9 protein-coding genes are annotated in these 16,179 nt (G+C 63.0%); 7 read left to right on the top strand and 2 right to left on the bottom strand.

The window, feature by feature from the left end; translation table 11 throughout:
* Window positions 1-7: 7 nt before the first annotated feature.
* From FQ192_RS15360 to pbpC, 7 genes are all read left to right on the top strand, one after another.
* Window positions 8-1,765 carry a bifunctional alpha/beta hydrolase/class I SAM-dependent methyltransferase gene (locus FQ192_RS15360; RefSeq protein ID WP_149659356.1) on the top strand — a complete coding sequence of 586 codons (1,758 nt, stop codon included), beginning with the start codon at window positions 8-10 and terminating at the stop codon, window positions 1,763-1,765.
* The gene (locus FQ192_RS15355; RefSeq protein WP_149659355.1) at window positions 1,765-3,078 is read left to right on the top strand and encodes a phosphatase PAP2/dual specificity phosphatase family protein; all 1,314 of its coding nucleotides are present in this window, start codon (window positions 1,765-1,767) and stop codon (window positions 3,076-3,078) included. Before FQ192_RS15360 ends, FQ192_RS15355 begins: the two co-directional genes overlap by 1 nt.
* Window positions 3,068-3,523, top strand: a complete 456-nt coding sequence (locus tag FQ192_RS15350; protein WP_149659354.1) for a hypothetical protein — start codon at window positions 3,068-3,070, stop codon at window positions 3,521-3,523. Before FQ192_RS15355 ends, FQ192_RS15350 begins: the two co-directional genes overlap by 11 nt.
* An 11-nt stretch (window positions 3,524-3,534) precedes the next feature.
* A complete protein-coding gene (locus FQ192_RS15345; RefSeq protein WP_149659353.1) occupies window positions 3,535-4,155 on the top strand; it encodes a 1-acyl-sn-glycerol-3-phosphate acyltransferase in 621 nt (206 codons plus the stop codon).
* Window position 4,156: 1 nt separating this feature from the next.
* Complete coding sequence (locus tag FQ192_RS15340; protein WP_149659352.1) at window positions 4,157-5,089, top strand: phosphatidate cytidylyltransferase; 933 nt, start codon at window positions 4,157-4,159, stop codon at window positions 5,087-5,089.
* A gap of 78 nt (window positions 5,090-5,167) precedes the next feature.
* Window positions 5,168-10,993: an alpha-2-macroglobulin gene (locus FQ192_RS15335; RefSeq protein WP_149659351.1), complete on the top strand. Its 5,826-nt coding sequence runs from the start codon at window positions 5,168-5,170 to the stop codon at window positions 10,991-10,993.
* Between the two features lie 17 nt (window positions 10,994-11,010).
* Entirely contained in the window at window positions 11,011-13,308 is a 2,298-nt protein-coding gene (gene pbpC / locus FQ192_RS15330; protein WP_149659350.1) for a penicillin-binding protein 1C, read from the top strand.
* 71 nt (window positions 13,309-13,379) lie between these two features.
* Here the strand turns inward: pbpC and glmS are convergent, their stop codons facing one another.
* Both glmS and FQ192_RS15320 read right to left on the bottom strand, forming a co-directional pair.
* Entirely contained in the window at window positions 13,380-15,215 is a 1,836-nt protein-coding gene (gene glmS, locus FQ192_RS15325; RefSeq protein ID WP_149659349.1) for a glutamine--fructose-6-phosphate transaminase (isomerizing), read from the bottom strand.
* 1 nt (window position 15,216) lies between these two features.
* Complete coding sequence (locus tag FQ192_RS15320) at window positions 15,217-15,993, bottom strand: DeoR/GlpR family DNA-binding transcription regulator (RefSeq protein WP_149659348.1); 777 nt, start codon at window positions 15,991-15,993, stop codon at window positions 15,217-15,219.
* Window positions 15,994-16,179 lie beyond the last annotated feature (186 nt).

Raw genomic sequence — 16,179 nt, 5'->3', positions numbered from 1 at the left:
AGATGCAATGCGTGAACCCCAGCAGCAGACCTTCACCACCCACGACGGCGTCGAGCTGTTCTACCGCCACTGGCCGGCCACTGCAGCCAATCCGGGCGAGCCGCGCAAAGCCGTGCTGCTGTTCCACCGCGGCCATGAACACTCCGGGCGCATTGCCCACCTGGTGGATGAACTGGACCTGCCGGGCTTCGACTTCTTTGCCTGGGATGCCCGTGGCCATGGCCAATCGCCCGGTGCGCGCGGCGACAGCCCGAGTTTCGCCACCAGCGTGCGCGATGTGCAGACCTTCTGCGACCACCTGAGCGCCGCCCACCAGATCGACGCAGAGAACATGGCGGTGATCGCCCAAAGCGTCGGCGCCGTGATCGTCTCGACCTGGGTCCACGACTACGCGCCGCGCATCCGCTCGTTGGTGCTCGCCTCGCCCGCGTTCAAGGTCAAGCTCTACGTGCCGTTCGCCCGGTCGGGCCTAGGGCTGATGCGCAAGTTTCGCGGCAACTTTTTCGTCAACAGCTACGTCAAGGCCAAGTTCCTCAGCCACGACCCGGAGCGCGTGGCCTCCTACGACAGCGACCCGCTGATCACCAAGGCGATTTCGGTGAACGTGTTGCTCGGCCTGTACGAAGCCGCCGACCGCGTGGTGGCCGATGCCCAGGCGATCCAGGTGCCGACCCAGTTGCTGATCTCCGGCTCGGACTTCGTGGTGCACCGCAAACCCCAGGAACAGTTTTTCGAACGCCTGGGCAGCCTGAAAAAAGAGAAACACATCCTCCCCGGTTTCTTCCACGACACCCTCGGCGAACGTGATCGCGCCGTGGCCGTGGCCAGCGCCAAGCGTTTTATCCTGCAAAACTTCGACTACCCGCTGGACCGCGCCTCGCTGCTCGATGCCGACAAAATCGGCCTGACCTGCGCCGAATCCGAATCCCTCGCCGCCCCGCTGCCGCATAACTCGTTGCGTGACCTGTACTGGCGCATGACCCGCGCCAGCATGCGTTTGGGCAGCAAACTGTCCGATGGCGTGAAGCTCGGCTTCGACACCGGTTTCGACTCCGGCAGCACCCTGGACTACGTGTACCGCAACCAGCCCACCGGCAAGGGCGGGCTCGGGCGGATGATTGACCAGAACTACCTGAACTCGATCGGCTGGCGCGGCATTCGCCAGCGCAAACTCAACGTCGAAGAACTGCTGCGCCTGACCATGGCCAGACTGCGCGACGAAGGTCGCCCGGTGCGTATCGTCGACATCGCCGCCGGTCATGGCCGCTACATTCTCGAAGCCTTGCAGGGCGTCAGCCCGTTGCCGGAATCGATCCTGCTGCGCGACTACAGCGACATCAACGTACGCGACGGTGGCGCGCTGATCCGCGATAAAGGCCTGGGCGACATCGCGCAATTTGTGAAGGGCGACGCGTTTGATCGCGCCGACCTGGCTGCGCTGGAGCCCAAGCCAACCTTGGCGGTGGTGTCCGGGCTGTATGAATTGTTTGCCGACAACACGATGGTCGGCGGTTCGCTCGCGGGCCTGGCCGAAGCGGTGGAGCCCGGTGGTTATCTGGTCTACACCGGCCAACCGTGGCACCCGCAACTGGAACTGATCGCCCGCGCCCTCACCAGTCACCGTCAAGGCCAGGCGTGGGTAATGCGTCGGCGCAGCCAGGCGGAAATGGATCAACTGGTGGAAGCCGCGGGTTTCCGCAAGATCACCCAGCGTGTGGATGAATGGGGGATCTTCACCGTGTCCCTCGCGCAACGGGTGCAATGATGCCGGACGCCTCAAGCGCAAGAGAGCCAGGGCTGCTGAAACCGGCGGTGCTTTGGTTGCTGTTGCTGGCGCCGCTGTTTTTCGCCAGCTACGGCTTTGCCACGTGGTTCACCACCCAACGCAGCGACGTCGGCACCTTCGTTTTCGAGTGGGAAAGCGCCATGCCCTTCTGGGCGTGGACCATCGTGCCCTACTGGACGATTGATCTGCTGTACGGCTTTTCGCTGCTGCTGCCCAACAGCCGGCATGAACTCAAACGCCATGCCCTGCGTTTGCTCAGCGCCCAGGTGATTTCGGTCAGTTGCTTCCTGTTGTGGCCGCTGCGCTACACCTTTGAACGGCCGGAACTGGACGGGGTGTTCGGCTGGCTGTTCGCGGTACTGGCCGGGTTCGACAAACCGTTCAATCAGGCGCCGTCGCTGCACATCGCGCTGCTGGTGATTCTGTGGGTGATGTACCAACGGCACTCGCAAGGCGTGTGGCGTTGGCTGGTGCATGGCTGGTTCGCACTGATCGGGATTTCGGTGCTGACCACTTATCAACATCACTTTATCGACTTACCCACAGGTGCCCTCGCCGGTTGGCTGTGCGTGTGGTTGTGGCCGCTGGATCGGCCGAGTCCGTTGAGCAGCTTGCGGTTGGCCAAGGATCCGAAGCGCTGGAGCCTGGCGTTGCGTTATGGCCTCGGTGCCGCCGTGTTGGCCATTCCGGCCTTTGGCCTGGGCGGCGGAGGGTTGTGGTTGATTTGGCCGGCCGTGGCGTTGCTGCTGGTGGCGCTCAACTACGCGGTGCTCGACGCCGCCGGGTTTCAGAAACGCGCCGACGGCCGCTTGAGCCCCGCCGCCCGTTGGTTGTTTGCGCCATACGTGGCGGCGGCGTGGATCAACTCACGACTGTGGACACGCAAGCATCCACAGCCGGATGAGGTTGTGGATAACGTTTGGCTGGGCCGGCTGCCGAGTGCCGCGCAGCTGAGGCCGTTCAAAGCGGTGGTTGATCTGTGTGCCGAGTTGCCGCTCGACCCCGGCGGCCGCGCTTATCACAGCATTCCGGTCCTCGACCTGACGGCACCCAACGCAGAACAATGCCTCGCCGCCGCCCAGGCCATTGAACGCCTGCGCCAGCAAGGTCCGTTGCTGGTCTGCTGCGCGTTGGGTTATTCGCGCAGCGCCACGGCGGTGGCGGCGTGGTTGCTGCACAGCGGGCGAGCCACCACCGTCGATGGGGCCATGGCGATGATTCGAGCCGCACGCCCGCACGTGGTGCTACACCCGGCCCATCGCCAAGCGCTGGAGAACGCCTATGCCGGTTGATATGGAGCTGCAGGTGGTCGCCAGTCTGTTACGCCGCGGCCGCGCCCTCGATCAGTTATCCACAGGGCTGACGTTGCTCGGGGTGGTGTTCGGTCTGCTGCAACTGCTGCTGGTCACCCCGGTGGCACTGGGCCTGCTCCTTAGCGTCTGGCTGATCGTCGTGGGTCTGGTGCAAAAATACTGGGCGCTACGTGTCGCTTTCGATGCTGACTTGTTTGATGCGGTCGCCCAGGACGCTGACGCCGTGCCGCACCGCACGGTCGATCTCGATCAAGCCCTGCACAGCCTCGGCCTGCAACCGGCCAACCGTGCCGGGCGGCCCTGGGCCGAACGTCAGCGCGGGGCGCTGAACCTGCTGCGCAAACAAGCTGTCCTACTGGCCATGCAGGTGCTGCCGACATTGGCGCTGATCCTGGCCAGCCCTTGGCTGTCCTTCGCCGGATAAGGAAATCTTTTATGTTCGAACCTGTGGTCGCCACCCTCATCACCTCCATGGCCCGCACCGTCACCGGCGCCCGCAGCCTGTGGATGGGCTGCGCGCCGGAACCGGTGCAGCGGATTTATTTCGCCAACCACAGCAGCCACGGCGACTTCGTGCTGCTCTGGGCCTCGCTGCCGCCCGCCCTGCGCAAACTCACGCGCCCGGTGGCCGGCAGCGACTACTGGAACAAAAGCGCGGTACGCCGCTACATCATCAACCGGGTGTTCAACGGCGTGCTGATCGACCGCGAGCGCAAGGACCCTGTGGATAACCCTTTGCAGCCGATGCTCGACGCCCTGGCAACGGGTTATTCATTGATCATCTTCCCCGAAGGCACGCGCAACCCGGAAGACGGGCTGCTGCCGTTCAAAAGCGGCCTGTATCACCTGGCCAAAAGTTACCCACAGGCCCAGGTGATCCCGGTGTGGATCGCCAACCTCAACCGCGTCATGCCCAAGGGCCGGGTACTGCCGTTGCCGCTGCTGTGTACCACCAGTTTCGGCACGCCCCTGCAATTGGAAGAAGACGAGAGCAAAGAGCAGTTCCTGACACGCAGCCGCGACGCGCTGTTGGCCCTCGCCCCGGAGCATTCCTGACATGGATAGACAAACCCTGATGCTGTTCGGCGGGATCGGCCTGATTCTGGTGCTGGCGTCGCTGATCGGCCTGATCCTCAAGTTGCGCACCCGTGGCACACCGAATCCGGTGGTGGATAACCTCAACGCCCGCATCAATGCGTGGTGGGTGATGGTGGTGGTGATCGGCCTTGCCTTCTGGCTGGGCACCGGCGCGGTGATCCTGCTGTTCTACGCGGTGTCGTTCTACGCCCTGCGCGAATTCCTCACCCTCACGCCGACCCGGCGCAGCGATTACCCGGCGCTGGTGGCCGCGTTTTACCTGGCGTTGCCGCTGCAATACCTGCTGATCTATTTCGATTGGTACGGGCTGTTTTCGATCTTTATCCCGGTTTATGTGTTTTTGCTGCTGCCGATCCTCGCCTCCCTGGGCGGCGACAGCACGCACTTCCTCGAACGGGCGTCGAAAGTGCAGTGGGGCTTGATGATCGCGGTGTTCTGCGTGTCGTTCGTGCCCGCCCTGCTGACCCTGGACATCGCCGGTTATGAAGGCCGCAACCTGCTGCTGATCGCTTACCTGGTGATCGTGGTGCAGCTGTCGGACGTGTTGCAGTACGTGTGCGGCAAGCTGTTCGGCAAACACAAGATCGCGCCCAATCTGTCGCCGTCGAAAACCGTCGAAGGCTTTGTCGGCGGCGTGCTGCTGTCCTCGCTGATTGGCGCGGCGTTGTGGTGGACCACGCCGTTCAACCCGTGGCAGTCGTTCCTGATTGCCCTGCTGATCAACCTGCTGGGCTTTGCCGGCGGCATTGTGATGTCGGCGATCAAGCGCGATCGCGGCGTAAAGGATTGGGGGCACATGATCGAAGGCCACGGCGGGATGCTGGATCGGCTGGATTCAGTGTGTTTCGCGGCGCCGATCTTCTTTCACCTGGTGCGCTACTGGTGGACTTGAGAGCCTTGATCTAAAAGCCCCGTAACACTTTTCAGGTTCGCGTGTAGGATATGCCGCACTTTGCCAAGGATGCGCACCATGTTCGACACGTTCAAAAAAACCTGCCGCCGTTTTTTCGGTGTTTTTTTAAGCGTGATGGGTGCGCTTTTCAGCCTCATGGGCTGGCTGCTTAAAGCGGTCTTCGGCCAATGGCAGCCGCCGTCCTGGTTGGCTGCCCTCGGCAAACGCCTGGTTGCGTTGGGGCACAAGGCCCGGCCTTATCCAAAGCAGATTGCGGCGGCGGTGCTGGGTGTTGCGCTGCTGGTGGCGGCCGGTGTGTATGGCTGGCACTGGTATTCCCACCTGCCGCAACCGCACACCGTGACCTACTCGGTGCAATCGCCGAGCCTGACGAACTACGCCGTCACGCCGCCCACCGTCAACAACGTGCGAGTGCGCTTCACTGAATCCGTGGCGCCGTTGCAGGACATCGGTAAACCGGTCACCAAGGGCATCACCCTTAAACCCGCCGTCAAAGGCGTCTGGCGTTGGGAGGATGATCGCAATCTGGTGTTCACGCCGGAACAGGATTGGCCGATCAAGGCCGAATACAGCCTCGACCTCGCCAAGAAAGGCCTGCTGGCCGGCGGCGTGCTGCTGAACCAGTACGCCAGCAAGATAACCACCGACGCCTTCCGTGTGCGCCTGGTCCAGAACGAGCTGTATCAAGACCCGGTCAACCCGACGCTGAAGCAGCAAGCCGCAACCTTTGGCTTCACCCATCCGGTGGACGAAGACAGCGTGCGCAAACGCGTGACCGTCACCCTTGGCAAAGGCCTGGCCTACCGCGACGCCCAGGCACCGAACAAGCCTGAAATCACCTTCGACGAACACAAGCTCAACGTCTACGTCCGCTCCGCCGCCCTCGCCACTCCGCTGGAAAGCGTGGCGGTGACGATCAAGCTCGATGAAGGCATCAAGGCCCGGGACGGCGGCAATGCCAGCCCTGCTCCGCTGAGCGCTGAAGTCACCGTACCCGGCCGCTATCGCCTGACCTTCGGCAACGCCGACGTGCAGTTTGTCGACAACGAACGCGGCGAGCCGGAACCGGTGCTGATGTTCAGCAGTTCCAGCGCCGTGGCCGATGAAATGCTGGCCGGCAAGGTGCAAGCCTGGCTGCTGCCGGAAAAACCCGCCGACGATCAAACGCCCTGGTACGGCCAAGACATCGACGAAAAGCTGCTGGCCCGCAGCACCAAGGTCGCGCTGACCCACGTACCGAGCATCGAACCGCTCAACACCCAGCACGCCTTCAAGTTCAAGGCGCCGGCGGGGCGTGCGTTGTACATCCGCGTCCCGGCCAACCTCGAAGCCATCGGCGGTTACCTGGCGAAGAATCCGACGGTGTCGCTGGTCAGCATGCCGGCCTACCCGCGCAGTTTGCGCTTCCTGTCCGACGGCGCGCTGCTGAGCCTCACCGGCGAGAAACGCCTGGGCTTCATGTCCCGTGGCGTGCCCGGCGCCCATGTGGAAATCGCCCGTTTGCTGCCCAACCAGTTGCAACACCTGGTGGACCAGAGCAGCGGCAGCTTCGCCCGGCCCAATTTCAGCAATGACTATTTCGACCGGATGGTCGAGCGCATGTCCCTGGACATCCCGCTGAACGCCGCCGACCCGTCGAAAACCGTCTACGACAACGTCGACCTCAGCCGCTACCTCAACGCCAATGGCGGGCGTCGCGGGATTTTCGTGCTCAAGTTGAGCTCCCAGGATGATCAGGCCGAGCGCACCTTCGACCGCTACTCCGAGAGCACCACCAGCGACTTGCGCTTCATTGTGGTCACGGACCTGGGGATCATCGCCAAACGTTCCAGCGACGGCAGCCACGATGTCTACGTGCAATCCATCGGCAACGGCTCGCCGGTGAGCGAAGCTCAGGTCGACATCATCGGCCGCAACGGTTTGCCCGTGAGCAGCGGCAAAACCGACGCCGAAGGCCACGTGCACTTCGCCAAGCTCGATGAGTTGCGCCGTGAGAAAACCCCGTTGATGTACGTGGTGACCCGTGGCAACGACCAATCCTTCCTGCCGATTGCCCGCCAGTCCCAGCTACTGGACCTGTCGCGCTTCGACATCGGCGGCCTGGAAGAAGACGGCGCCACCGAGCGCCTGAGCGCTTACCTGTTTACCGATCGTGGCCTCTATCGTCCCGGCGAAACGGCGCACTTGGGCATGATCGTCCGTAGTGGCAACTGGAAAGGTGGTTTGCAAGGCCTGCCGGTGGAACTGAAAATCCTCGACCCACGGGGCATGGAAGTCATTCGCCAGCCGCTCAAACTGTCGGCTTCGGGCTTTGAAAGCTTTGATTTCCCCAGCAGCGAAGTGGCGCCCGCCGGGGACTACACCGCGACCCTGCAATTGATCGGCGAGAAGCAGTCGCGAACCGACCTGGGCAGCGTCAGTTTCAAGGTCCGCGATTTCGAGCCGGACCGCATGAAGGTCAACCTGACCCTGCACGACACGCCTGTTGTCGGCTGGATCCCGCCCGAGCAAGTGGTGGCCAAGGTCACCGCCCTGCACCTGTTCGGCGCCCCGGCCACGGGTCGGCGTATTACGGCAAAAATGTCCCTGAACCCGACGGCGGCGGCGTTTGATCGTTACCCGGATTATCGCTTCCACCTGCGCGATGCCCTGGAAGAAGCCAGTTCCGAAGACCTGGCGGAAGCCGAGGCCGACGACAACGGTCAAGCGGTGCTCGACCTCGACCTGCAACGCTTCGCCAACAGCACCTATCGCCTGCAAGTCATGACCCAGGTCTATGAGGCCGAAGGTGGCCGCAACGTTGCGGCCCAAAGCAGCCTGCTGGTGTCTTCCGCGCCGTATCTGGTGGGCGTGACCAGCCCGGATGCCCTCAGCTATGTCGCCAAGGACGCCCCACGCCAGGTGCAATGGCTGGCCATCGCGCCGGACCTCACGCCACGGGCGGTGGATGGCCTGAGCACCGAGCTGGTGGAACACCGCTACGTTTCGGTCCTGGTCAAACAAGCCAACGGCACGTTCAAATACGAGTCGCGGATCAAGAACATCAGCCAGCCTGCCACGCCCCTGACCCTGGGCAAGGCCGGCGCCAAGCAGACGCTGAACACCGCCACCCCGGGCGATTACACCCTGCAATTGAAGGACCCGAGCGGCAACGTCATCAACGCCATCGACTACAGCGTCGCCGGGCGTGCCAACACGTCGCGCTCCCTGGAGCGCAACGCCGAACTGCAACTGCGCCTGGACAAGCGCAGCTACGCCACCGGCGACGAAATTGCGATCAGCATTCGCGCGCCTTACACCGGCGCCGGGCTGATCACCATCGAACGCGACAAGGTCTACACCCAGCAATGGTTCAAGGCCGACAGCACCAACAGCGTTCAACACATCCGGGTGCCGGCCGGGATTGAAGGCAACGCCTACATCAACGTGCAATTCGTGCGGGACATCGGTTCGTCCGAGGTCTACATGAGCCCGTTGTCCTACGGCGTGGTGCCGTTCGGCATCAACCTCGATGCACGGCGCATGGCGCTGAAGGTCGAAGGCCCGGCGAAAATCGAGCCGGGGCAAGTGCTGGATATCAAGGTCACGGCGGACCGACCTTCCCGTGCCGTGGTTTACGCGGTGGACGAAGGCATCCTGCAAGTCGCGCGCTACAAGGCGCCGGACCCGCTGGCCTTCTTCTTCCAGAAACGCGCGCTGGAGGTCAACACCAGCCAGATCCTTGACCTGATCCTGCCGGAATTCAGCCGCTTGCTCAGCGGCGCGGCACCGGGCGGCGATACCGAAAACGCCCTGGCCTCGCACCTCAACCCGTTCAAGCGCAAACACCAGCCACCGGTGGCCTGGTGGTCGGGGCTGATCGACTTGCCGGCCGGGGAAACCGTGCTGCATTACCAGGTACCGGACAGCTTCAACGGCAAATTGCATCTGTTCACCGTGGCCGTGGATGCCGACAGCGTCGGTGTCAGCGAGGCCGCCACCGAAGTGCGCGGGCCGCTGGTGATCACGCCGAACGTGCCGGCGTTTGTCGCGCCGGGCGATGTGTTCAGCGTCAGCGCCGGGGTGTTCAGCAACCTCGACACGGCCGCCAAGGTGAAATTCGAGCTGCAAACCAGCAGCGGCCTGAAAGTCGAAGGCGCTCAGGACAACACCCTGGAGCTGCAACCGCGCAAGGAAGGCGTGGCGCAGTTCCGCATCAAGGTCCTGGAAAACCTCGGCTCGGCGGACCTGCGCTTTATCGCGGTGCTGCCGGACGGCAAACGGATCCAGGTCGCCGAAACCACGTCGATCCGCCCGTTGACCGAACACCGTGTGGCCCTGAACCTCGGCCGTTTCGACAGCGCCAGCAAAGAGCTGAAGCCGACCCGCGATCTGTTCGGGCAGTTGCGCAATGTGCAAGTAGGTGTCGCCGCCTCGCCGCTGGTCTGGGCCATTGGCCTCAAGCATTACCTGGATGACTACGGGTACGCCTGCACCGAGCAATGGGTGTCCAAGGCCATGCCGGCGTTGATCTGGGGTGGCACCGCACCCGAGGCCGAACAAGCCTTTACCGGCGCGGTACGGATGCTGCGTCAGCGGCAGAATCAGGCCGGTGGTTTTGGTCTGTGGGCGGCCAACCCGGACGTCGCGCCTTACGCCAGCCTGTACGCCACTGACTTCCTGATCGAAGCCAAGGAACGTGGCCTGGCCGTGCCGGAAGATCTGCTGGTGCGCGCCAATGCCTACCTCACCGACCTGGCCAACGGCCCGAGCGAAGGTTTGGCCGAACTGCGCAACCGCGCCTACGCCAGCTACTTGCTGAGCCGTCAGGGGATTCTGGTCAGCGGCGCCGTGAGCGATATCCGCGAGCGTTACGAAACCTACTTCAAAGCCTCATGGACCAACGACCTGGGCGCCGCTTACCTCGCCGCCAGCTACAAATTGCTCAAGCAGGATCGCCAGGCCGACGCGCTGTTCCGCAAGATCCCATGGCGCTCCGTCGCCGATGCCTGGGACAGCGACGGTCTGTATTACGACCCGCTGGTGCATGACGCCGAGCACCTGCATTTGCTCAGCCGCCATTTCCCCGAGTTGCTGGACGATGTGCCGGTGGCCCTGCTGGATAAACTCGGCAAACGCCTCAACGAGCAGCGCTACAACTCGCTGTCCGCCGCGCTGTTGTTGCGTGGCTTGGACAACTACGGCCAGCGTGCGCAAACCGACATGACCCTCAAGGCCTCGGCCTGGTTGGGCGACAAGCAGCAACAACTGTTGGAAATGGCCGGTCAACCGCCCCGCGCGCCCGTACCGGTCGGCACGAAGAAACTGCTGCTGGAAAAAACCGACGGCCCGGCGGCGTTCTACATGTTCAGTGAGGCTGGTTTCGATCGCGGCACCCTCAAGCCGATCAGCAATGGCCTGGAGATCATCCACGAATACCTCGACCTGGACGGCAAAGCGGTCAGCCAGGTGAGTGTCGGCGATGAGTTCCTGGTGCGCTTGCGGTTGCGCGCGACCGATCGCGACCAGGTGCAGCAAGTGGCTGTGGTCGATTTGCTGCCGGGCGGGGTCGAGCCGGTGTATCGCCTGCCACCGGAACCGAAAGCCGCCAGCGAGGAGGACGATGAGTCGCAATACAGCGACGACAGCGAAGAAGCCGAGGCCTGGCAACCTCCGGTCGGTGAAAGCGCGTTGAGCGACTGGTCGCCGAGCTACATCGATGTGCGTGATGATCGCGTGGTGTTCTACGGTACGGCGCGGCGCGATGTCGGCACGTTCGTCTACCGGGTACGCGCCACCAACGCCGGGACCTTCAAGACGCCACCGGCCTACGCTGAAGGCATGTACGAAACCACCCTGCAGGGCCGAGGCAAAGTCGGTCAGCTGGAAATCGTCAAACCTTGAGAACACCGGGGCGACGATTGAAATTCCTGCTAGCCGGTGGATTGGCGGTGGGGGCGACGTTGCTGGGGCTGAGGCTGTGGCCCCATGCGCCGCTGAGCGAAACGACGTCATCGTCACGCCAGGTGTTGGCGGACGATGGCTCGCTGCTGCGCATGACCCTGGCCGCCGATGGCCAATATCGGCTTTGGCTGCCACTGGAGCGCCTCTCGCCGACGTTGGTTGAAGCACTGCTGCTCAAGGAAGACCGCAATTTCTTCTGGCATCCGGGGATCAATCCGCCCGCCCTGCTGCGCGCGGCCAGCGCCACGTACAGCGGTGGCCAGCGTCAGGGCGGTTCGACGCTGAGCATGCAACTGGCGCGGCGCCTGTGGGACCTAAACACCCGACAGATCCCCGGCAAGCTGCAACAAATGGCCTTGGCCCTGTGGCTGGAGGCGCGCTACAGCAAGCACGAGATTCTTGAGGCCTACCTCAATCTGGCGCCCATGGGCGGCAACATCGAAGGCGCCGAAGCGGCGAGCCGGATTTACTTCGGCAAACCGGCGGCGCAGTTGTCGTTGTCCGAAGCCTTGGCGCTGGCGGTGATTCCCCAGCAACCGGGACGCCGCGCCAGTTTCGGGCCGTCGTTGCAGAACGCGCGGCTGCGCTTGATGGCGCAGTGGCGCGACACTTATCCCGATGACCCACGCAACAGCAGTTTGCTGGAGCTGCCGCTGGAAGCACGCAACCGCCAACAGATTCCGTTTCTGGCGCCGCATTTGAGCGAGCAATTACTGGCGGCCCAGACCGGCAATGAACTCAACAGCACGTTGAATGTGCCGTTGCAGCAACTGCTGGAGCGGCTGATCGGCGGGTTTATTGCCGAGCGCAAAAGCACCGGTGTCGAAAACGCCACGGCGATCCTGATCGACAGCCGCGACCAGAGCGTCAAGGCCCTGGTCGGCTCGGCGGACTACTTATCCACAGCCCTGCACGGGCAGGTCAACGGCATTCTGGCGCGACGCTCGCCGGGTTCGACCCTCAAGCCGTTTCTTTACGGGCTGGCGTTGGACCAGGGGCTGATCCACCCGATGAGCATCCTCAAGGACATGCCGAGCAGCTTCGGCTACTTCCAGCCGGAAAATTTCGACGGCAGTTATATCGGTCCGTTGACCGCCCGCGATGCCTTGATCCGCAGCCGTAATATTCCGGCGGTGTGGCTGGCCAGCCAGGTCAAATCCCCATCGTTGTACGGTTTTTTGCAGCAGGCCGGGATCAAGGGGATGCGCGGCGAAAGCCATTACGGTCTGGCCCTGGCCTTGGGCGGCGGCGAGATGACGCCCGAGGAGTTGGCGCGGCTGTACCTGATGCTGGCCGGCGATGGGCATTTGCGGCCCCTGCGTTATCTGCGCGAACAACCGCAAAGCAGCGGCGATGCCTTGCTGACGCCGCAAGCTGCGTTCATGGTCCGCGACATGCTGCGGCGTAACCCGCGCCCCGATGGCCTGCCCGCCGACAGCCGTGGCCGGCATTGGCGCACCGCGTGGAAAACCGGCACCTCGTGGGGTTTTCACGATGCCTGGAGCGCCGGCATCGTCGGGCCCTACGTGTTGGTGGTGTGGGTCGGCAACTTCGACGGCCGCCCCAACCCGGCGTTTATCGGCGCCAAAACTGCAGCGCCACTGTTCTTTCGCATCGCCGACGCCCTGCCGCTGGCCTTGCCCACGGTGGCGGATCGCGTCGACAAACCGCCCGCGGGCCTCAAGCGCATCGACATCTGCGCAGCTTCCGGCGAGTTGCCCAACCGCTGGTGCCCATTGACGCGCAAAACCTGGTACGTCCCCGGCGTCTCGCCGATCCGCGTGTCCAACCTGCATCGCCCGGTGCTGATCGACACCCGCACCGGCAAAGCCGCCTGCGCGCCATTCGACCCGCAATACACCCGCGAAGAAGTCTTCGAGTTCTGGCCCAGCGACGTGCAACGCCTGTACCGCGCCGCCGGCCTGCCCCGGCGCACACCACCCAACGTGGTCAAGAACTGCCAACCCAACCCCAGCGGCGATCAGAGCGAAGCGCCGCAAATCCGCTCGCCACTCACCCAGGTCAGCTATCAGCTGCGGCTTTCCCAGCCACAGGACAGCCTCTCCCTGAGCGCCAATGCGGCCAGTGATGCAGTGAACCTCTATTGGTTTGCCGACCAGACCCTCATCGGCCAAGGCCCGCCGCAGACCGCGCTGAATTGGCGGCCGGGCAAGTCCGGGGTGTATCAGTTGCGCGTCAGTGATGATCAGGGGCGAAGCGCGACGAGAGGGCTGCGCGTGGAGTTTGTGCCTTGAGCGACTGTATTAAACAGCCGCTCGATTAAGGCACTGCGCAGCAATCTCTATCCGTAACGTTTGTGGATAACTTATTCCACCGTCACCGACTTCGCCAGGTTGCGCGGCTGGTCAACGTCCGTGCCTTTCAACACCGCGACGTAGTACGACAGCAACTGCAACGGGATGGTGTAGAGGATCGGCGACAGGATGTCGTGGATGTGCGGCATCTGAACCACGTGGGTGCCTTCGCCATTGGTCATGCCGGCCTTTTCGTCCGCGAAGACGATCAGCTCGCCACCCCGGGCGCGGACTTCCTGGAGGTTGGATTTCAACTTCTCCAGCAATTCGTTGTTCGGCGCCACGGTGACCACGGGCATGTCGTTATCCACCAGCGCCAACGGGCCGTGTTTCAGTTCACCGGCCGGGTAGGCTTCGGCGTGGATGTAGGAGATCTCTTTGAGTTTCAGAGCCCCTTCCATCGCCACCGGGTATTGCGCGCCGCGCCCCAGGAACAAAGTGTGGTTCTTGTCGGCGAACAGCTCGGCGATTTTTTCCACGGTGCTGTCCATGGCCAGGGCTTCGCCCAGACGGGTCGGCAGGCGACGCAGTTCTTCGACCAGCGTGGCTTCGACGCCTGGGGCCAACGTACCGCGGACCTGACCGAGGGACAGGGTCAGCAGCAACAGGCCAACCAACTGCGTGGTGAAGGCTTTGGTCGAGGCCACGCCGATTTCGCGACCGGCCTGGGTCAGCAAAGTCAGGTCGGACTCACGCACCAGCGAGCTAATGCCGACGTTGCAGATCGCCAGGCTGGCGAGGAAGCCCAGTTCCTTGGCATTGCGCAGAGCGGCCAGGGTGTCGGCGGTTTCGCCGGACTGGGAGATGGTCACGAACAGGCTGTCGGGTTGCACCACGACTTTGCGGTAGCGGAATTCGCTGGCGACTTCGACCTGGCACGGAATCCCGGCCAGCTCTTCGAGCCAGTAACGGGCAACCATGCCGGCGTGGTAGCTGGTGCCGCAGGCAACGATCTGCACGTTGCGCACTTTGGCGAACAGCTCGGGGGCCTCTGGACCGAAGGCTTGCACCAACACTTGTTGCTGGCTCAAACGCCCTTCCAGGGTGCGTTGCACCACCGTGGGTTGCTCGTGGATTTCCTTGAGCATGAAGTGGCGGTACTCGCCCTTCTCGGCGGATTCGGCGTTGTCGCCATACTGCACCGCTTCGCGCTCAACGGCTTTGCCGTCGATGTCCCAGATCTGCACGCTGTCGCGGCGAATCTCGGCGATATCGCCTTCTTCCAGGTACATGAAGCGGTCAGTGACCTGACGCAGGGCCAATTGGTCGGAGGCGAGGAAGTTTTCCCCCAGGCCCAGGCCAATCACCAGCGGGCTGCCACTGCGGGCGGCGACCAGGCGATCCGGCTGATCGGCGCTGATCACCGCCAGGCCATAAGCACCGTGCAGCTCTTTAACGGTGGCTTTGAGGGCCACGGTCAGGTCGTGCAGGTCTTTGAGTTTATGCGCCAGCAGGTGGGCAATGACTTCGGTGTCGGTGTCCGAGGTGAACACGTAACCCTGGGCTTTCAATTGCTCACGCAGGGCTTCGTGGTTTTCGATGATGCCGTTGTGCACAACGGCCAGGTTCTGCCCGGAGAAGTGCGGGTGGGCGTTGCGTTCGCACGGTGCGCCATGGGTGGCCCAGCGGGTGTGGGCGATGCCCAGGCGACCGATCAGCGGTGTCTCGGCGAGGGCTTGATCCAGCTCGCTGACCTTGCCCGGACGGCGCAGGCGATCAAGGATCCCGTCATTGGTGAAAACCGCCACGCCCGCGCTGTCATAGCCCCGGTATTCGAGGCGCTTCAGCCCTTCGAGCAGGATGGCGGTGATGTTACGTTCTGCGACGGCGCCGACAATTCCACACATGCTATTTCTCCTGACTGACAGCCGCGAGGATCAAATTGATACCGCGAGCCTGAATCTGATCCCGTGCCTCAAGTGGCAGGCGATCATCGGTAATAAGGGTATGGACGCTGCTCCAGGGCAGTTCCAGGTTGGGAATCTTGCGACCGATCTTGTCGGCTTCGACCATCACCACCACTTCCCGGGCGACTTCAGCCATCACGCGGCTCAAGCCCAGCAATTCGTTGAAGGTGGTGGTGCCACGGACCAGATCGATGCCATCGGCACCGATGAACAACTGGTCAAAGTCGTAAGAGCGTAGTACCTGCTCGGCGACCTGCCCCTGAAAGGACTCGGAATGCGGGTCCCAGGTGCCGCCGGTCATCAACAGCACCGGTTCGTGCTCCAACTCGCTCAGGGCGTTGGCCACATTCAGGGAATTGGTCATCACCACCAGGCCCGGCTGCTGGCCGAGTTCCGGGATCATGGCGGCGGTGGTGCTGCCGCTGTCGATGATGATCCGCGCATGCTCGCGAATCCGCAGCACGGCGGCACGCGCGATGGCTTGCTTGTACTTGGACACCGGTTGGCCGAGGTCAGCCACCAGTTCCTGGGGCATGGTGATCGCGCCACCGTAACGGCGCAGCAGCAGGCCATTGCTCTCAAGGGCGGCGAGGTCTTTGCGGATCGTCACTTCCGAGGTCTCGAAGCGCTTGGCCAACTCGTCCACGCTGACTTCCCCCTGCTCGGTGAGCAAGGCGAGGATGTTGTGGCGGCGTTGTGGTGTATTGCGCTTCGACATGGGCTGGTAAGTTTCGATTCGAAAGATAACGAAAGCAATCAGAACCTATTGGCGAAACTTCGTCAAGGGGATGTTTGAGGCGTCGAGGGACGATTTCTAAGATGACCATTCATCGCAACTGTTATTTTTGACAGTTACAACGCCCGGGCAATGACGTTTTTAATCTGCGTAGGTACCGCCACGACC

Origin of the sequence: Pseudomonas sp. ANT_J12 (assembly GCF_008370045.1) — a bacterium.
Lineage (GTDB): Bacteria > Pseudomonadota > Gammaproteobacteria > Pseudomonadales > Pseudomonadaceae > Aquipseudomonas.
The sequence above is the reverse complement of the archived record's forward strand: the minus strand, read 5'-3'. Positions and strand labels throughout refer to the sequence as shown.